This window comes from Rhizobium rhizogenes NBRC 13257, assembly GCF_000696095.1.
Lineage (GTDB): Bacteria > Pseudomonadota > Alphaproteobacteria > Rhizobiales > Rhizobiaceae > Rhizobium > Rhizobium rhizogenes.
Genome location: NZ_BAYX01000001.1, coordinates 125,672 through 143,069 on the forward strand (window position 1 = coordinate 125,672; position 17,398 = coordinate 143,069).

Sequence of the window (17,398 nt, forward strand, 5' to 3'; positions counted from 1 at the left end):
CTATTGCCCCAACCGTTCCAGGATATCAGGGATATGCACCTGGTCGGCCTTATAGTTGCCGGTCAGCATGTACATCATGATGTTGACGCCGGTGCGGTAGGCATATTCGCGCTGCGTCTCGTCCGGCGGCACTGTCGGCAGCAGCGGCGCGCCATTGTCGCCGATCGCCCAGGCGCCGGCGAAATCATTGCCGGTGATCATGATCGGGGTCACGCCATCCGCTGAAGTCACGGCATTGCCGTCGCCGCGCGTATCCTGTCGTGCTTCGATCCACAACGGACTGTCGGCGTAACGGCCGGGAAAGCTGGAGAGCAGATAGAAAGACTTCGTCAGCACATGACCTTTCGGCACAGGCTCCAGCGCCGGAATATCGAGATTGGCGAGGATTTCCTGCAGTCGCTGGCCGTTCGGGCTTGGCGTGGTGTTGTCGCCCATGGTGTCGATGGCGTCGCGCGTGTCGAAGAGCACGGTGCCGCCGTTGCGCATATAGGCGTCGATGCGGTTGATGGCGTCGTTGGACGGCATCGGCGCGGTGGCGGAAATCGGCCAGTAGATGATCGGATAGAAGGCGAGCTCGTCTTTGGCGGGATCCAGCGCGACCGGAGGACCGGGCTCCAGCGTCGTGCGATAGGTCAGAAAATCGGAAAGGCCGGCAAGGCCGCGCTCCGAAATACGGTCGACCTCGGACTCGCCGGTGACGACATAGGCAAGATGCGTCTTGTCGAGCCGCGAGAAGATGGTGTCGTCGCCGGGTTTGGAATCGTCGGCCGACGCGCTGCCCGGATGCAGGAAGATGGCAACCGAGACTGCGAGCAGCAACATCGCGGCACCGGTTGCGGCCGTCTTCGCGGATCTGCGAAGGCGCGGGAAGGCGCCGTTCATGAAGAGCACGATCAGGCTGTCTGCAAGCAGGACCAGGAAGGCGACGGTGAAAAGGATTGGTTTGGCCGACCAGGCTTCACCGCCGATGAGGCCTTCTTGCGCGACCGAGAGGCCCGTTGCGGAGGCATCCAGGGGCTTCAGTTGCGCGCCGTCCGGCAGAACATTGAGTGCCGCAAAGCCTTCTTCCGAACCGTAGAGGCCAGGTGGATTGTCGAAATTGGCGGTGATGGTGCCTTTGTTGTTCGGTTCGAGCGGACGGGCAGCGCCGGTTTCGCTGATCAGCGCACCCTTGGCGGTCAGCAGCCGGTAGGGCGGCATGGCTTCGCTGGTCTTCGGCGCGCTATTGCCCGAGTTAACGCCGCCGGACCGGGAGAGCAGCACGATACGGCGCAGCATTTCGACGAAGTCACCCGAGATCGGCAGATCGGACCATTGCGGTTCGGCGCTGACATGGAAGAGGACGATGCGTCCGGCCTTCATCTGCTTTTCGGTCACCAGCGGCGTGCCGTCGGCAAGGCTTGCCCAGGTGCGTTCCGCAAGATCAGGCGTCGGCTCGGCCAGCACTTGCCGCTTGATAAGCACGTTGGCGGGCTTCGGCATGCCGGCGAAAGGGCCGAAGGCGGGGAAATCGGCGAGCGGTTGCGGTTCGGCCCAGGAGAGTGCGCCGCCGAAGGTGCGTTCGCCCTGGCGAAGCGTTACCGGAACCAGCGGGTCGTCGGCGGGAGCGGCGGCGAGGCGCGGTCCGGCAAAGCGCACCAGCGTGCCGCCATTCTGGATCCATTGCTGCAGCGGGCCATAGCTTTCCTGCGGCAGGCGACCGACATCGGCCATGATGATCACGGATGGATTGCCGGCGAGCAGTTCAGGGATCGACTTTGCCAGATCGGCGCTGTTCGGCTGGACCAGGTCGGCATAGGGCTGCAGGGCGCGCTGGATATAATAAAGCGGGGACAGGATCGGCTGGAATTCGTCGGCGGCCTGCCCGGACAGCAGCGCAACGCGCCGGCGCTTGAAGCCGTCGTCGAGCAGATGCACGGTGCCGGCGCTCGCATGCCGGTCGATGCTGATGCGCGCGAAATCGTTGCGCATCTCGAAGGGAGCAGCGATGGAGCCGGTCGCGACCGTCTGGCCACCGGCGAAGTTCAGCGAACCCGCCGCGATCGGCCGTCCCTGGTTGTCGAGGGCGGATAGCCCGAGCCGGAGCGGGTTGGTGGCGTTCAGCCGCGTCGCGGTAACCGTCATGTCATTGGCGGCATTGGTGGCGCCGGTGATCGCCAGCACATCGCCGCCGTCGCCCTGGATCAGGCGCAGCTCGCTCGGCTTCAAGGCGGCGAGCTGGGTGAGGATATCGTCCTTGTCCCTGCTTTCGACGCCGTCGGAGAGGAAGGCGATCGTGCCCGGCTCGGTGCCGTTGAGGGCGGACTTGATGGCCTGGACCGCGCGCTGACGATCGGGCACCAGCGGTCTCGGATTGATCGCATGCAGCCTGTCGCGGGCAGTTGTCGCAGCGCCGGGCGTGCTGTCGTTGCTCTGTTCGGCGGTAAACGCGATGGACACGGGTATGCCCTTGGCGTCGGCATCGTCGATCAGTGCATCGGCCGTCTGCACGCGGCGCTCCCAGTCGGAGGCTGTCGCCCAGCTATTGTCGATGAGCAGCACCAGCGGACCGCTGCTCGACAGCGTATTGGTGCGCGGATTGAACATCGGATTGGCGATGGCAAGGATGACGAGGGCGGCGAGCGCCATGCGCAGCAGCGTCAACCACCAGGGGCTGCGCGCCGGCGTTTCCTCACGCTTCAGAATTTTTGCCAGGATGCGCAGAGGCGGAAAGACCTCCGCCCTTGGATGCGGCGGGGTGAGACGCAGCAGCCACCAGATCGCCGGAAGCAGGATCAGGGCGCCAAGGATTGCGGGGGAGGCGAATGCGAAGGAGAGACCGCTCATGGCTGCCCTCCAGATATCGCCCGGGCCGGCATGCCGGAAAGATACATATGCACGGCGACCAGCGCCTCCGATGCCAGCCGGTCGGTGCGGTGGCTTACGAAGGTCCAGCCGAGATGGCGGAGCGATTGGCCGAGACTGTCGCGACGGGCGAGATAGGCGCGCTGATAATCCTCGCGCAGGTTTTCCGCCCGTCCGGCTACCAGCTTCGTGCCGGTTTCCGGGTCGCTGAACTCGGTGCGGCCGCTATAGGGAAAGATTTCCTCCGCCGGGTCGGCGATCTCGACCACATGGCCGCGCAGTCCCCGGCGGCCAAGCGGCCCGATCCGGCTCATGACATCGTCGGCATCATCCAGAAAATCGCCGATCAGTACGATATCGCTCCAGCCGCGGATCATGCTTGTCTGCGGCAGTCCGCCTTCGAGCGGCGTGTGCATCAGCGCCGCTGCCAGCCGTTCGGCGGCATTGCGGGTGGAAACCGGCTCCATGATGCCGGGGCAGCCGACGCGTTCGCCGGAACGGGCGAGAATTTCGGCAAGCGCCAGCATCAGCACCAGCGCACGGCTTTCCTTGGAGACATGGCCGTAGGTCGATTTGTACATCATCGACGGCGACATGTCGGCCCAGAGCCAGATCGTGTGCGCCGCTTCCCATTCATGGTCGCGGATATAGGTATGATCGTCGCGGGCCGAGCGGCGCCAGTCGATGCGCGACAGGCTTTCACCCTCGCTATAGGGGCGGAACTGCCAGAAATTCTCGCCGATGCCGCGCTTGCGCCGGCCATGCCAGCCGGCAATGACGGTGTTGGCGATGCGCTTGGCTTCGACAAGGCAATCCGGCACGAGGGCGGCACGGCTGCGAGCGCGGGAGAGGGCATCATTGCCTGAGGTCGGGCTGACGATCTGTCCGATGGATGCCACGCGCTTATAGTCTCCTCGATATCCCGAGTTACGTTCTTGACTGTTTGACCAGCCCTGCAATCACGTCTCGCACCGACATGCCTTCGGCACGGGCGGAAAAGGTCAGTGCCATGCGGTGTTGCAGCACCGGCTCGGCCAGCGCGTGCACATCGTCGAGCGAAGGCGCAAGCCGGCCTTCATAGAGCGCGCGGGCGCGGGCGCAGAGCATCATCGCCTGGCCGGCGCGCGGGCCGGGACCCCAGGCGACATGCTTGTCGGTCGAAGCATTGCCCTGGCCGGGGCGGGCGGAGCGCACAAGCGAGAGGATGGCGTCAACGACGCCGTCGCTGACCGGCATCTGGCGGATCAGCGTCTGGATCTCGATCAGTCGTTCGGCATCGATCATCGCATGCGGAGTCGCTTCGTTGAGGCCTGTGGTTTCGAGCAGGATCCGGCGTTCGTCGGCAAGCTCCGGATAGTCGACGTCGACCTGCAGCAGGAAACGGTCGAGCTGGGCTTCCGGCAGCGGATAGGTGCCTTCCTGCTCCAGCGGGTTCTGCGTTGCCAGAACATGGAACGGCGCCGGGAGGTCGTAGCGCTGGCCGGCGATGGTGACGTGATATTCCTGCATCGATTGCAGCAGCGCCGATTGCGTGCGCGGCGAGGCGCGGTTGATTTCGTCGGCCATCAGCAATTGCGCGAAGACCGGGCCTTTGACAAAGCGGAAGGAGCGGCGGCCGCTTTCATCCTGGTCCATGACTTCGGAGCCGAGAATATCCGACGGCATCAGGTCCGGCGTGAACTGCACGCGGTTGGCGGCAAGGCCGAGGACGGCGCCGAGCGTGGTCACCAGCTTGGTCTTGGCAAGGCCCGGTACGCCGACAAGCAAAGCGTGGCCACCGGCAAGCACGGCGAGAAGCGTGTTTTCAACAACGCTTTCCTGGCCGAAAATGACCTTCGAAACCTCGTCGCGGATGGTGGCGATATCGCCCAGTGCCCGCTCGGCCGATGCGATCATGGCCTGGTCATCGAGGCTCGTTTCGGTCGATTTGATCATACCCATTTGCATCTCCAACGGCTGAAAAACGGTACGCGCGATTCGCAGACCTTACACATTTGCCTCATACTCAATACAACTTACCGCCATGAAGATAGCTGACAAGCGCGTTTCGAATGACTATCTCGTGAGAAACGGCTGTATTCAGGACTAAGTGCAAACCGGGACGGAACAATGGCAAGCGAAGAAATCAAGGCGACCAGCGATGCGGCAAGTCTGGCTGCGCTGATTTCGCGCGCGGCCGGCGACAGTGGCGGACGCAAGAAGGGCTTGCCACCCGTAGAGCGCTGGAACCCGCCGTTTTGCGGCGATATCGATATGGAAATCCGCGCCGACGGCACTTGGTTCTATATGGGCACACCGATCGGCCGCGCGCCGCTGGTACGGCTGTTTTCCACCGTTCTGCGCAAGGATGCGGATGAGAAGACCTATCTCGTCACGCCTGTGGAAAAGGTCGGCATCCGCGTCGTCGATGCGCCGTTCGTCGCCGTCGAGATGAGCGTGACCGAACGTGATGGCAAACGGCTGCTGACGTTCCGCACCAATGTCGGCGATGTCGTCGAGGCGGGCAGGGAGCATCCCATTCGCTTCGTCATCTGCGGCGACAATGACGAACTGAAACCCTATCTGCATGTTCGCGGCCGGCTGGAAGCGCTGGTGACACGCGCGGTGATGTATGATCTCGTCGAGCTGGGCGAGACGGTGGAGATCGCCGGGCGCGACATGTTCTGCGTGCGCTCCGGCGGCACGATCTTCCCGGTCATGCCGGTTGCCGAATTGGATGCCCTGACGCGATGAGCGAATTTCCTCTTTATTCCGCCGGTGAATTCCGGCGTCGCGCGCTCAATCAGAGCGGCGGCCCGGTCGAACTTGCCTGGCGCGACCATGGCGACCATGTGCTCAATCCTGAAACGATCGTGCAGGTCGAGGGGCTAAACCTGCGCGATGCGGCGGTGCTGGTGCCGGTAGTGGATGACGGCGAGGACGCCAAGGTCATCTTCACGCTGCGCACCTCGACCCTGCGCAAGCATTCCGGCCAGATCGCCTTTCCCGGCGGGGCCATCGATCCGGAGGACGTATCGCCGGAAATGGCGGCCATGCGCGAGGCGGCCGAAGAGATCGGTCTGGCGGATATCTTCATCGAGCCGGTGGCCCGGTTGCCTTATTATTTGGCGGCGACCGGCTTTCGCATCACGCCGATCCTTGCCGTGGTCAAGCCCGGCTTCGAGCTGACGCTCAATCCGACTGAGGTGGAGGATGCTTTCGAAGTGCCGCTCTCCTTCCTGATGGACCCCGATCATCACGTTACCGACAGCATGGTGTGGCAGGGGATCGAGCGCCAGTTTTATCGCATGCCCTATGGATCGCACATGATTTGGGGCATTACAGCGGGCATTGTCCGCACGCTTTATGAAAGGCTCTATTCATGACTTCCGTTGCCGGTCAGACCTGGTTCAAGGACGAGGCCCTGCAGCGCGTGCTGTCCCTGTTGAACGCCGAGGGCGACGAGGGGCGTGTCGTTGGCGGCGCGGTGCGTAACAGCCTGCTGGGATTGCCCGTCGCCGATATTGATATCGCCACGACCTTGCTGCCGGAGGCAGTCATCGAAAGGGCAACTACCGCCGGTATCAAGGCGGTGCCGACAGGCATCGCGCATGGGACTGTGACGCTGGTAATCGATGGAAAGCCGTTTGAGATCACCACCTTGCGCCGCGATGTTGAGACGGACGGACGGCGCGCCCAGGTGGCCTTCAGTAATGACTGGCAGGCGGATGCCGAGCGGCGCGACCTGACGATCAACGCGCTCTATGCCTCTGACAATGGCGAGGTCATCGATATGGTCGGCGGACTCGCCGATCTTGAGCGCCGCAATATCCGTTTCATCGGGGATGCTGCTACGCGGATCGCCGAAGACCATCTGCGTATCCTGCGCTTCTTTCGATTCTTCGCCTATTACGGCAGCGGCCGGCCGGATGCCGACGGGTTGCGTGCCTGCGCGGCGGCGCGCTCCAAGATCGCATCGCTGTCGGCGGAGCGCGTCTGGTCGGAGATGAAGAAGCTGCTTGCGGCCAAGGATCCGGGCCGGGCTTTGCTCTGGATGCGGCAGGTCGGGATCCTGACCGAGGTGCTGCCGGAGACCGAGAAATGGGGCATCGACGCCATTCCGGCGCTGATCGCCACGGAACAGGCGCTCGGCTGGACGTCAGATCCGTTGCTGCGGCTTGCGGCTATAGTCCCGCCGGATGCCGCGAGACTGGCAAAGCTTGCCGAGCGGTTGCGGTTGTCGAAGGCGGAGGCCGCCTATTTGCAGGGCTGGGCGAATGCGCCAGGTATCAAGGACGACATGTCTGAAGTGGTCTTTGACCGCTTGCTTTACCGCTATGATACGCCCGGCGTCGCCGCTCGGTTGAAGCTGGCGCTTGCCGTTGCGCGGGGCAAGGCGGAGGGTGATTTCGAGGAGATGGCGCGCACGGCCCGGCTGGGCAAGTTGCTGGAGCGGACGGCAGGCTGGAAGAAGCCGGCCTTTCCGGTCAGCGGTGCGGATGCGCTGGCCGCTGGCGTCAGCGCCGGGCCTCGGGTCGGCGAAATTCTCGGCAAGCTCGAGCAGCAATGGCTCGACGGCAATTTCGCCATGGACCGGGCGGCTCTGCTCGCCCGGCTGAAGGAATTGATCGAGTCCTGACGTCCATGGGCTTGGATTAGGCGGCGTTCGCTTCGTCGCGAATGCGTGCCTTGATGTTATCGACCATGCCTTCCCGGATGATCGTCTCGCCATGGGCGTTACGCATGTGCTCGACGGCGCGACGAACCACTTCGGCATCGTCGTTGGCGCGGGTGTGCCAGTCGCAGCCGGGCACGAGCGTACCACATTCGAACAGTCGCATATCTGCCTCCTGATATTTCAACGTGATGTCATCTCTTCATGCCGTAGGGGCATGAAGGTCGAAACGCGAAAGGTGGAGAAAGGTTTCGTGCGTCCGGCAAGGCTTTCACCCCGCCGGACGATGCTTTCCGGACATCAGTCCGGCATGGCCCATGCCTTGAAGCAATCCGAAGATTGATATTTCGGAGCCGGCGTTTGTCGTGCCGGATGATCCGCCGCCATGCTGGCGATCTCGCCTGGTGACTTACCGGAGAGCTGCATCCTGACCTGCTCGATGAAGCAGGAGAGGGGCAGATCCGATCCGCTTCGGACCCGCATATCCTCGGCCAGCCGAACGATGAACTCCGGCGTGTCGACGCTACGCGAGAGCTTCTGTTCATTCGCAGTCTCTGCAACTTGATTCTGTACTGCCATTACAATCTCCTCCGATTGAAACGCGCATTACCTAACCTAGGTACTCCTCCGAGTGATTTCAGGGTTCTCCTGATGTTTTATGTTGGCGCCTAAGGCCAACGCACCACGGGCGGCAAGGACGATAGGATCGACTCAACATTGCCGCCTGTCTTCAGCCCGAAGATTGTACCCCGGTCATAGAGCAAATTGAACTCCACATAGCGCCCGCGGCGGATCAATTGTTCGTCACGATCCTCTTCGGTCCATGTTTCGTTGAAGTTCGAGCGGACGATCCGAGGATAGACCATGGAGAATGCGCGGCCGACGTCGCGGGTGAAGGCGAAATCGGCATCCCAGCCGCCTGCCTCTTCTGTGGAGTGCAGCCAGTCAAAGAAGATGCCGCCGATGCCGCGCGATTCATTGCGGTGCTTCAGATAGAAATATTCGTCGCACCATGCCTTGTAGCGCTGGTAATCCGCTACCTTGTGGCGATCGCAGACGATCTGCATCGCGCGGTGAAAGAGGACGCTGTCGGTGTCTTCCTGCGTGCGCCGCCGGTTGAGCATCGGCGTTAGATCGCAGCCGCCGCCGAACCATTGGCTTGTCGTCACCACCATGCGGGTGTTCATGTGCACGGTCGGCACATTCGGATTGACGGGATGAGCGATCAGCGACAGGCCGGAGGCCCAGAAGCGGGGATCTTCTTCGGCGCCGGGGATCTGGCTGCGAAAGTCGGGCGAGAATTCGCCGTAGACGGTGGAGGTGTGGATGCCGACCTTCTCGAAGACGCGACCTTCCATCATCGACATGCGCCCGCCGCCGCCTTCGCCGTTCTCCCGCTGCCAGTCCTTGGCGACGAAGCGACCCGGTGTCTGATCGGAAAGCGGACCGGCAAGCTCGTCTTCCAGCTGTTCGAACTCGGCGCAGAGTGCATCGCGCAGGCTCTGAAACCAGCCTTGTGCCGCTTCCTTCTTGTCTTCGATGTCCTCGGGTAGTTCCTTGGGGAGGTTCGGTCGTTCCATATGTGCTCTCCGGATGCGGGCGGCCAGAGGCCCGCGATTCGATTTGTCGCCTTGAATATCAGCAACATCGTGGCGGAACCAGCTCGCTTGCCTCGCAGGAGAATCGACTCGCAAATTGTCAAATGCGGTATTATGTTCCCTGTTAAAGGCGAGGTTTCATGATGAAGATACCCGGACCGCCGCCCCTCGATGGGTTGAAACGTAGACTATTCCGGTACCGGCAGGAAAACCCGACCGGTAGAAAAAGCGAGTTCGTTCGCGAGACCTTTTGTCTCAGCCGTCCGGAAGCCCGCGCCAAGGCGCGCGAATGGTTCGATACTTTCCCGAAAGCTGCTTACTGGACCGAAGTCGAGAGTTGGCGGCAGGTCGATGGCGACCGTATTGAGTTCACCATGCGACGCCTTCCATCGGCGGATTGACCGGAAGACAGTAACAGCGCCGTCGCCAGCGGTTTGAAACGGCTATTGCGTGTTCCGTAGCCGGCTCTCGATCAACAGACCGCTTTCATCCAGGATCGGATGCGCCACGGAGACGATGTGGGCGTTGATGCGCTTCAGGTCGCGCAGCATGTCGAGATGCAGCGAGCTGGTCTGCAGGCTGTCGACGCGGCCGTCGCGCAGGCGTTCGAGATGGCGCTCGGAGGATTGCTTCTCCAGCCGGCGGACATCGACCTTCACCTCCATAAGCTGGCGGGCGAGATTGAAATCGCGGGTGACGAAGATAGTCTGGGCGATGCGCAAATTGTCGATCGTCATGCCGAAGAGCTTATGCAGCTCCTGATAACCGTCGTCCGAGAAGGTCAGGCCCTTGCCGATCTTCTTTGCCACCTGTTCGGCCAGGCCCTTTTCGATGATGTCGCCGATATGCTCGAGGTTGATGGCATAGTCGATGATGACGATCGAGCGGCGGCCATTCTCGTCGTCCAGCCCTTCACGGCCGAGCTTGGAGAGATAGATCTTCACCTCCTGCTGGATGCGGTCGACCCGCTTTTCCAGAACAGCGATTTCCTTCAACGGTGACAGGTCATTGTGGTTGAAGGCATTTTCCGTGCGGATCAGCATACGCTCGATGAGATCGCCGACGCCGAGCACTTCGCGCGTCGCGCTGGCGAGCGCCACGACCGGCGTGATGAGCGCGTTATGATCGAGGAACTTCGGTCCGTCATCGGCCTGCGGATCGTCGCGTACCAGCCTCAGCATCGTCTTCGACAGGAAGGACGAGAAGGGCCAGGCGCAGATGGCAAGGGCGATATTGAAGAGCAGATGCACGTCGACCGGCAGCTTGGCGGGCGAAAAATGCAGGCCCTGCATCCACGCACCGATATAGCTTGCAAAGGGCAGGACGATGAGACAGCCGATGGTGCGTACGATCAGATTGCCAAGCGTCACGCGCCGGGCGGTGGCGGGGCCGGAGAGAGTGGCCATGACGGGCGGGATCGCGCCGCCGAGATTGGCGCCGAGCACGAGCACCACCGTGAGGGCCGGAGACAGGATACCGGCCGAGGCAAGCGACAGGATCAGCACGACCACGGCAAGGCTGGACGAGGAGACGAAGGCAAGCACGGCCGAAAAGATCAGCGCTACCGGCAGTGCGCCGTCGAGCAGGCCAATGAAGGCGGCGAGTGCGGGAGACTGCCGCATCGGTTCCGTGGCGAGGCTCAGGAGCTGCAGCGACAGCAGCATCAGGCCGATGCCAATCAAGGCTGTGCCCGCGCCCTGTTGCGTGGTGGCCGAGCGGCGGTAGAGCACGATGCCGATGAGGATGATCAGCGGCGACAGCCATTCGATGCCGGTCGCGACGATCCATGCCGTTACCGCAGTGCCGACATTGGCGCCGAGCAGCACGATCTGGGCCATGCTGGGCAGAACGAGATCGCGCTCGACGAAGGAGGCGATCATCAGTGCGGTCGCGGTCGAGCTTTGCAGCGCCACGGTTGCGACGAAACCGGAGACGAAGGAGCGAAGGCCGCCGCGTGTGCCGCTGGCAAGGCCGGTTCTAAGCCTCGCGCCGAAGGCACGCGACACACCATCCTTTACCTGCGCGAGGCCGAATAGCAGCAATGCGACGGCTCCGAACAGATTGATCATCACGACGGTGGATTCCATGTCGTCTTTTTATATCTTTCTCATGCCGTGATGCTATCGCCGATGAAATGGAAATTTGACGTATTTCACTGAAAAGGCATGTATTTCAGTGATTTTTTCTCTGTCTGGAATCGCGGCAACTTTACTCGCCGGCTAAGGATTATACGCTCGTAGCGCCAGTGCTCCAACACTATGCGCGACATATCGGAGTAATATTTGCGCAGTGTCCGATTTTAGTGCGGCTTCGGCGGCGGCGCCTCGTCGGAAGGGCTGGTTTCTTTCGGCAGAATCTTGGGTAAGGTCTTGTTCGAGAATGCTTTTTTCACCTTCTCGATCGGCACGGGCCGCCGCGCCGGTCGTATTGAAGGTGAGGTGGCGGCGGGTTCGGCCATCGAGGTTTCAGCTTTGGTTTCGACCTGCAGCGACGGTGTGGCGGCCAGGATCTCTTTCAACACTGATGTCACCGGCAGATGGCTGTGCAAATCGGTATTGGTATGATGCCCGGCATGCGGAACGCGATGGTCGGCGGCAATGAACGGCCGGGAATTCATTTCGCCGAACCAGTCCCACTCGCCGATGACGTCGACCACATCGGAAAAAGTCGGCGGCATGGCTATGCGGGTGCCGATGGTGACGATCTTCGTGCCCTCCGCCAGTTTCGCGGCTCGGGTCTCGTCCTGCCGACCGAGGTCGTGAAGGGCTGCCGAGAGCACCAGATTGCCCTTGGAGTGGCCGACGAGTAGGCGGAAGGAGAAGCGGGGATCGGCCAGAAGCGCGCGCAGGGTGCGGGTGTCGAGGCTGGTACGCGAGGTCGTCTCGTTGCCGCTCGCGTCGGCGGCGCCGAATTTCGGCCGTCCGGCAAGGTCGTCCAGCATTTCAAGGACGGGGCGCAGGCCTTTGAGATGTCCGAAGAAGAAATGTCCGCCGAGCGTCTCGGTGATGACATCGGCGAGGCCATAGCCGGAAACGACGACCGCGGCCGGTGCACCGATCGCATCGGCAACATTGCGGGTAAAGGCCGCCGCGCCGAGAGCGGAGCCGCCGATGCCGGCGACAGCCAATGCTTGCACATTATGGCCGCCGCGCAGCGCGAACTCCTCCAACGTCTCGCAGAGAATGATCGCGCCGCTGCCGCTTGGCGGCACGATCATGATCGTGCCTTCGGCGGCCAGAGAGTCGCTGATGTAGAAAGCTTCGTCGGGAGTGATGACCTTGATGTCGTAGAACAGTGCATCGAGCGTCGTGTTGCGCTGGCGAAGGGCTTCCAGGGCGAGATTGCGCATCGGCGAGCGTTGCAGCCGTTCGGGCAGGCTAAGGGTGCGCGCGAACTGAGTAAGAGTGAGGGTGAATGCCGTCTGGAACATGGGTCACCTCGCCAAGGTTGCCGTAAGTTAGAGCATTCCGATGGAAAGCTTCTCACACTTTATTCAGCATGCCAACGGCAATTCACGACCACGTCGTCTGCCGCAAAGCCTCACCCGATATCATCGCGACGGACATGGCCAGATTGATCGAGCGCTGGCCTTCGAGCATGGGTATGAGGATGCGGCCATCGGCCGTTTCGTGGACGTGATCGGGCACGCCGGCGCTCTCGCGGCCGAAGAGCAGGATATCGTCTTCCCGGAAGGCAAAGTCCGTGTAGCGCTCGGCCGCCTTGGTGGAGGCGAGCACCAGCCGCCGCCCGGTTGCCGCGCGCCAGGTCTCGAAGCGCTCCCAATTGACATGCCGTGCCAGCGCAACGGCGGAGAGGTAATCCATGCCGGCGCGCTTCAGGTTGCGGTCCGAAATATCGAAGCCGGCGGGCTCGATGATATCGACGCCAAGGCCGAGGCAGGCGGCAAGCCGAAGGATCGTGCCGGTGTTGCCGGGAATGTCGGGCTGATAGAGGGCGATGCGCAGCGAAGTCATGGTTTGCAACTAGCGAAAACACCTGAGCCTGTCTTCAGATAATCGTCGAATAGCTCTGTTTTTGTGATGGCGTCCATCAGCAAAATTGAAGATTTCGGCGCGTTTTTAGGCATATTCCGCTTTTCAAAGCTAAAAATGCACGGTAAAAGGGAGCCGCTCTACAACTTGCGACACAGGGAGGCTTAGATGAATATATCGTTCGTGATGATGCGCCTCCTGGCCATTCGACCATGGCTGTGATTCAGGCGCTATAAAGCGCACTTTCGCGAGTTCCCCTTTTTTCGATTCGATACGCGGCTGGTAGGGCCTCGTTCTTTTATCACCCGGCCACCATGTCAGCCTGTGATCCTTTGAGATGCAGCAGCCGTGGCCAAAGGGTCGAGTCTTTGGAGCATTTCATGTTTGGCTGGTTCGAACAGCGACTAAATCCCTTTCCGAGCGAAGTGCCGGACGTTCCGCCGCGCGGGCTGTTTGCCTTTTGCTGGCACTACACAAAGCCCGCAGCCCCCTGGCTGCTCGCCATGGCTTTTCTCGCCATGCTGATTGCTGCCGGCGAAGTCGCGCTGTTCCAGTTCCTCGGCAATATCGTCGATTGGCTGTCGCATGCCGACCGGGCGACGTTCCTGCAGATGGAATGGAAAAAGCTTTTCTGGATGGGCGCCATGGTGGTGGTCGGCCTGCCGCTGGCTGCCGTCATTCATTCCGTCATCATGCATCAGGTCCTGCTCGGCAACTATCCGATGATTGCCCGCTGGCAGATGCATCGCTTCCTGCTGCGCCACAGCATGACCTTCTTCGCCAACGAATTTGCGGGCCGCGTCGCCACCAAGGTGATGCAGACCTCGCTTGCCGTGCGCGAAGCGGTCATCAAGATCCTCGACGTCTTCGTCTATGTCGTCACCTATTTCCTATCGATGATCCTGGTCATCGCGGTGGCGGACTGGCGGCTGATGTTGCCGATCCTGGCTTGGCTGGCGGCCTACATCGCCATCGTCGGCTATTTCGTGCCGCGGCTGCGCAAGATCGCCGCCGCCCAGGCCGATGCGCGCTCGACGATGACGGGCCGGGTGGTCGACAGCTATACGAATATCGCAACCGTGAAGCTGTTTTCGCATGCGGGTCGTGAGGAGAGCTATGCCAAGGCCGGCATGGATGGCTTCCTGCAGACCGTCCACGGACAGATGCGCAAGGTGACGCTGTTCTACATCGCGGTTTACGTCAACAACTGCGTGGCGCTCTTTGTCGTCTCGGCACTGTCGATCTGGTTCTGGCTCAGCGGCTCGATCTCGATCGGCGCCATCGCCATCGCCATCGGTCTTGCGATGCGCGTCAACGGCATGTCGCAATGGATCATGTGGGAAGTCTCGGCATTGTTCGAGAATATCGGCACGATCTATGACGGCATCGAGATGCTGACGAAGCCGCACGATATCGTTGATGTGCCGGCGGCTCCGGCGATCACGGCCAAACAGGGCGCGATCCACTTCGATCACGTCCGCTTCCACTATGGCAAGACCAAGGGCGTCATCGACAACCTGACCTTCGACATCCGTGCCGGCGAGAAGGTCGGCCTTGTCGGCCGCTCCGGCGCCGGCAAGACGACGCTGATGAACCTGCTGCTTCGGTTCTACGACCTCGAAAGCGGGCGCATCACCATCGACGGCCAGGATATTTCCAAGGTGACGCAGGACAGCCTGCGCTCGCTGATCGGGGTGGTGACGCAGGATACGTCGCTGCTGCATCGCTCGATCCGCGACAACATCGCCTATGGTCATCCGGAGGCGACCGACGCCGACATTATCCAGGCGACCAAGCGCGCCAATGCCTGGGAGTTCGTCGAGGGTCTGGTCGACATGCAAGGCCGCCAGGGGCTCGACGCACAGGTCGGCGAGCGCGGCGTCAAGCTCTCCGGCGGCCAGCGGCAGCGCATCGCGATCGCCCGCGTCTTCCTGAAGGACGCGCCGATCCTGGTGCTTGACGAGGCAACCTCGGCGCTCGATTCCGAAGTGGAAGCGGCGATCCAGGAAAACCTCTTCGCGCTGATGCAGGGCAAGACGGTGATCGCGATCGCCCACCGTCTGTCGACACTGACCGAGATGGACCGCCTGATCGTTCTCGACAAGGGCCACATCATCGAGACAGGCACGCATCAGGATCTGGTCCAGAGCGGCGGCATTTACGCCGACCTCTGGAACCGCCAGTCCGGCGGGTTCCTGGCGGATCATGAAGAGGCCGAGGCGGCGGCGCAGTAGGAATCGGGGGAAGGGCGGGCTTTGGAGCTCGCCCTTTTCATTTGGGATGGCGGGGCATTTTGTCATCCTCGAGTGCATTCGAAACTTGTTTGACGGTTTGCAATCACCTCAAACATGACAAAAATATAATGTTTTCCACCCACGACATTCCTTTGCGCCGTCGGCGAAACCTCCTATATCGCATGGGATGTTGATCCGCTCCGTCTATCGGCTGTTCGAGACTTGGATTGATCCCTACTACCGCGCCGGCGATCTTCGGCCGCCGCGGTCGCTCTGGGCGTTCATCTGGTATTATGTCGGGCAGGCGAAAGGCCCATTCCTGGCGATGGCGGCGCTGGGCGGCGCCGTGGCGATGCTCGAGGCGGCGCTGTTCTGGTTCGTCGGGCATCTCGTCGATATCCTGGACAAGGTCAAGCCGGGCGAGGGCTGGACGGGACTGCTTGCCGGCCATGGCGGCACGCTGCTCGGCATGGTCTTCGTCGTGCTGGTCGTGCGGTTCGTGGTAGTGAGCCTCGGGGCACTGGTCGAGGAGCAAGTGGTCGTTCCCGGCTTCCTCAATCTGGTGCGCTGGCAGGCCTATGCACATGTCGCGCGTCAATCGATAAGCTTCTTCCAGAATGATTTTTCCGGCCGCATCGTCACCAAGGTCTGGTCGGCGGGGCAGTCGACAGGCGATCTTGTCGTGTCGCTGCTGCAGGTGGTCTGGTTCATCATCATCTATGCGGCCTCGACCATCGCGCTGGTCGGCGGGCTGGACTGGCGCCTGGCGCTGGTGATCACGATCTGGATCGGTGTCTTCTCGCTGCTCGCCCGCTATTTCGTGCCGCGCATCCGCCGTCATGCCCGCAATTCCGCCGAAGCGGCATCGGTGCTGAACGGGCGCATGGTCGACGCCTATGCCAATATCCAGACGCTGAAGCTCTTCGGCCGCGAAGAGCAGAACGACGATTATATCCGCAACGGCTTCGACCGCTTCCAGGCGGCCGTCATGCCGTTCACGCGGCTTCTGACCGGCGTGCGCTCGTCGCTGGCGCTTCTGTCGGGCGTGATGATCACGACGATCGCGGCCCTTGCCATCCATCTGTGGCTCGCCGGCGAGATCTCGACCGGCGGCGTGGCCTTCACGCTCAGCATGGTGCTACGGCTCAACATGCTCTTCGGCCGGATGATGTCGCAGTTCAATGCGATCATGCGCAATCTCGGGACGATCCAGAATTCGGCGGAAATGATCTCGGAGCCGATCGGGCTGGTCGACCGACCGGGCGCCAGAGATCTACAGATCGTCCGTCCGGACATCCGCTTCGAGCACATAACCTTCCACTATGGTCGCGGCAGCGGCATCATCGAGGATTTCTCGCTGACTGTCCGCGCCGGCGAGAAGGTCGGCATTGTTGGCCGTTCCGGCGCAGGCAAGACGACACTCGTCAATCTGCTCCTGCGCTTCTACGATCTCGAAGGCGGCCGTATCCTGATCGACGGGCAGGATATCGCCATGGTTCGGCAGGAGTCGCTGCGTGCCGAAATCGGTATGGTCACCCAGGATACCGCACTTCTCAACCGCTCCGTCCGCGACAACATCCTCTTCGGCCGTCCGCAGGCGAGTGAGGAGCAGATGGCACAGGCGACGCGGCGGGCGGAAGCGGACAGGTTTATCGCGACGCTGGAGGACCAGAAGGGCCGAAAGGGCTATGCCGCCCATGTCGGCGAGCGCGGCGTCAAGCTCTCCGGCGGCCAGCGCCAGCGCATCGCCATAGCCCGCGTCATGCTGAAGGACGCGCCGATCCTGGTGCTGGACGAGGCGACCTCGGCGCTGGATTCCGAAGCCGAGGCGGCGCTGCAGTCCAATCTCGAAACGCTGATGGAAGGCAAGACGGTGCTGGCCATTGCGCATCGCCTGTCGACCATCGCCAAGCTCGACCGGCTGATCGTCATCGACAAGGGCAGGATCATCGAGGATGGCACGCATGACGAGCTGATTGCCCGCGGCGGCCTCTATTCCGAGCTCTGGGCACGTCAATCCGGCGGCTTTATAGCAGAGGATGCCGAGTAACCTCGTCATCGCAAGCGTCGTACGAT

15 protein-coding genes are annotated in these 17,398 nt (G+C 62.0%); 6 read left to right on the plus strand and 9 right to left on the minus strand.

Translation table 11 applies throughout. The features are described 5' to 3' along the window. The 3 genes from RRH01S_RS00580 to RRH01S_RS00590 are packed head-to-tail and all read right to left on the minus strand — an operon-like array spanning position 1 to position 4,785. Positions 1-2,826 carry a DUF4159 domain-containing protein gene (locus RRH01S_RS00580; protein ID WP_042469651.1) on the minus strand — a complete coding sequence of 942 codons (2,826 nt, stop codon included), beginning with the start codon at positions 2,824-2,826 and terminating at the stop codon, positions 1-3. Next, on the minus strand, positions 2,823-3,743 hold the full coding sequence (locus RRH01S_RS00585; RefSeq protein WP_012651956.1) for a DUF58 domain-containing protein: 921 nt from the start codon (positions 3,741-3,743) through the stop codon (positions 2,823-2,825). The genes RRH01S_RS00580 and RRH01S_RS00585 overlap by 4 nt, the downstream gene beginning before the upstream one ends. A gap of 28 nt (positions 3,744-3,771) precedes the next feature. Next, the gene (locus RRH01S_RS00590; protein ID WP_042469652.1) at positions 3,772-4,785 is read right to left on the minus strand and encodes an AAA family ATPase; all 1,014 of its coding nucleotides are present in this window, start codon (positions 4,783-4,785) and stop codon (positions 3,772-3,774) included. 168 nt (positions 4,786-4,953) lie between these two features. Here RRH01S_RS00590 and RRH01S_RS00595 point away from each other — a divergent pair, with 168 nt between their 5' ends. The 3 genes from RRH01S_RS00595 to RRH01S_RS00605 are packed head-to-tail and all read left to right on the plus strand — an operon-like array spanning position 4,954 to position 7,462. After that, positions 4,954-5,577 carry a DUF1285 domain-containing protein gene (locus tag RRH01S_RS00595; protein ID WP_042469655.1) on the plus strand — a complete coding sequence of 208 codons (624 nt, stop codon included), beginning with the start codon at positions 4,954-4,956 and terminating at the stop codon, positions 5,575-5,577. Continuing rightward, on the plus strand, positions 5,574-6,209 hold the full coding sequence (locus RRH01S_RS00600) for an NUDIX hydrolase (RefSeq protein ID WP_012651954.1): 636 nt from the start codon (positions 5,574-5,576) through the stop codon (positions 6,207-6,209). Before RRH01S_RS00595 ends, RRH01S_RS00600 begins: the two co-directional genes overlap by 4 nt. After that, positions 6,206-7,462, plus strand: coding sequence for a CCA tRNA nucleotidyltransferase (locus RRH01S_RS00605; RefSeq protein ID WP_012651953.1), 1,257 nt, complete (start codon positions 6,206-6,208; stop codon positions 7,460-7,462). Before RRH01S_RS00600 ends, RRH01S_RS00605 begins: the two co-directional genes overlap by 4 nt. Before the next feature lie 16 nt (positions 7,463-7,478). Here the strand turns inward: RRH01S_RS00605 and RRH01S_RS00610 are convergent, their stop codons facing one another. From RRH01S_RS00610 to hemF, 3 genes are all read right to left on the minus strand, one after another. Beyond that, entirely contained in the window at positions 7,479-7,664 is a 186-nt protein-coding gene (locus RRH01S_RS00610; protein ID WP_012651952.1) for a DUF1059 domain-containing protein, read from the minus strand. A gap of 134 nt (positions 7,665-7,798) precedes the next feature. After that, complete coding sequence (locus RRH01S_RS00615) at positions 7,799-8,077, minus strand: hypothetical protein (protein WP_012651951.1); 279 nt, start codon at positions 8,075-8,077, stop codon at positions 7,799-7,801. Between the two features lie 89 nt (positions 8,078-8,166). Beyond that, complete coding sequence (hemF, locus tag RRH01S_RS00620) at positions 8,167-9,078, minus strand: oxygen-dependent coproporphyrinogen oxidase (RefSeq protein WP_012651950.1); 912 nt, start codon at positions 9,076-9,078, stop codon at positions 8,167-8,169. A gap of 158 nt (positions 9,079-9,236) precedes the next feature. On the opposite strand from hemF, the gene RRH01S_RS00625 reads away from it, so the two are divergent. Then, positions 9,237-9,497 (plus strand): hypothetical protein, encoded by a 261-nt coding sequence (locus tag RRH01S_RS00625; RefSeq protein ID WP_012651949.1) that lies wholly within the window; start codon positions 9,237-9,239, stop codon positions 9,495-9,497. Positions 9,498-9,539: 42 nt separating this feature from the next. On the opposite strand, the gene RRH01S_RS00630 is transcribed toward RRH01S_RS00625, so the two are convergent. The 3 genes from RRH01S_RS00630 to RRH01S_RS00640 form a co-directional block, all read right to left on the minus strand. Next, positions 9,540-11,183 carry a Na/Pi cotransporter family protein gene (locus tag RRH01S_RS00630; RefSeq protein WP_012651948.1) on the minus strand — a complete coding sequence of 548 codons (1,644 nt, stop codon included), beginning with the start codon at positions 11,181-11,183 and terminating at the stop codon, positions 9,540-9,542. Positions 11,184-11,395: 212 nt separating this feature from the next. Beyond that, the gene (locus tag RRH01S_RS00635; protein WP_042469656.1) at positions 11,396-12,526 is read right to left on the minus strand and encodes a hypothetical protein; all 1,131 of its coding nucleotides are present in this window, start codon (positions 12,524-12,526) and stop codon (positions 11,396-11,398) included. Positions 12,527-12,608: 82 nt separating this feature from the next. Next, positions 12,609-13,070, minus strand: a complete 462-nt coding sequence (locus RRH01S_RS00640) for a tRNA (cytidine(34)-2'-O)-methyltransferase (protein ID WP_012651946.1) — start codon at positions 13,068-13,070, stop codon at positions 12,609-12,611. A 398-nt stretch (positions 13,071-13,468) separates the two neighbouring features. On the opposite strand from RRH01S_RS00640, the gene RRH01S_RS00645 reads away from it, so the two are divergent. Then, the gene (locus RRH01S_RS00645) at positions 13,469-15,322 is read left to right on the plus strand and encodes an ABC transporter ATP-binding protein (RefSeq protein ID WP_012651945.1); all 1,854 of its coding nucleotides are present in this window, start codon (positions 13,469-13,471) and stop codon (positions 15,320-15,322) included. Between the two features lie 187 nt (positions 15,323-15,509). Continuing rightward, positions 15,510-17,372, plus strand: coding sequence for an ABC transporter ATP-binding protein (locus RRH01S_RS00650; RefSeq protein WP_012651944.1), 1,863 nt, complete (start codon positions 15,510-15,512; stop codon positions 17,370-17,372). The last annotated feature ends 26 nt before the right edge of the window (positions 17,373-17,398 follow it).

Excerpts from the sequence above, each read along its gene's own strand:
- RRH01S_RS00630 (WP_012651948.1), bottom strand. The coding sequence starts at position 11,183 with ATGGAATCCACCGTCGTGATGATCAATCTGTTCGGAGCCGTCGCATTG.
- RRH01S_RS00595 (WP_042469655.1), top strand. The coding sequence starts at position 4,954 with ATGGCAAGCGAAGAAATCAAGGCGACCAGCGATGCGGCAAGTCTGGCT.
- RRH01S_RS00640 (WP_012651946.1), bottom strand. The coding sequence starts at position 13,070 with ATGACTTCGCTGCGCATCGCCCTCTATCAGCCCGACATTCCCGGCAAC.
- RRH01S_RS00610 (WP_012651952.1), bottom strand. The coding sequence starts at position 7,664 with ATGCGACTGTTCGAATGTGGTACGCTCGTGCCCGGCTGCGACTGGCAC.
- RRH01S_RS00590 (WP_042469652.1), bottom strand. The coding sequence starts at position 4,785 with ATGGGTATGATCAAATCGACCGAAACGAGCCTCGATGACCAGGCCATG.
- RRH01S_RS00605 (WP_012651953.1), top strand. The coding sequence starts at position 6,206 with ATGACTTCCGTTGCCGGTCAGACCTGGTTCAAGGACGAGGCCCTGCAG.
- RRH01S_RS00580 (WP_042469651.1), bottom strand. The coding sequence starts at position 2,826 with ATGAGCGGTCTCTCCTTCGCATTCGCCTCCCCCGCAATCCTTGGCGCC.
- RRH01S_RS00645 (WP_012651945.1), top strand. The coding sequence starts at position 13,469 with ATGTTTGGCTGGTTCGAACAGCGACTAAATCCCTTTCCGAGCGAAGTG.
- RRH01S_RS00600 (WP_012651954.1), top strand. The coding sequence starts at position 5,574 with ATGAGCGAATTTCCTCTTTATTCCGCCGGTGAATTCCGGCGTCGCGCG.
- hemF (WP_012651950.1), bottom strand. The coding sequence starts at position 9,078 with ATGGAACGACCGAACCTCCCCAAGGAACTACCCGAGGACATCGAAGAC.
- RRH01S_RS00625 (WP_012651949.1), top strand. The coding sequence starts at position 9,237 with ATGATGAAGATACCCGGACCGCCGCCCCTCGATGGGTTGAAACGTAGA.
- RRH01S_RS00615 (WP_012651951.1), bottom strand. The coding sequence starts at position 8,077 with ATGGCAGTACAGAATCAAGTTGCAGAGACTGCGAATGAACAGAAGCTC.
- RRH01S_RS00650 (WP_012651944.1), top strand. The coding sequence starts at position 15,510 with ATGTTGATCCGCTCCGTCTATCGGCTGTTCGAGACTTGGATTGATCCC.
- RRH01S_RS00635 (WP_042469656.1), bottom strand. The coding sequence starts at position 12,526 with ATGTTCCAGACGGCATTCACCCTCACTCTTACTCAGTTCGCGCGCACC.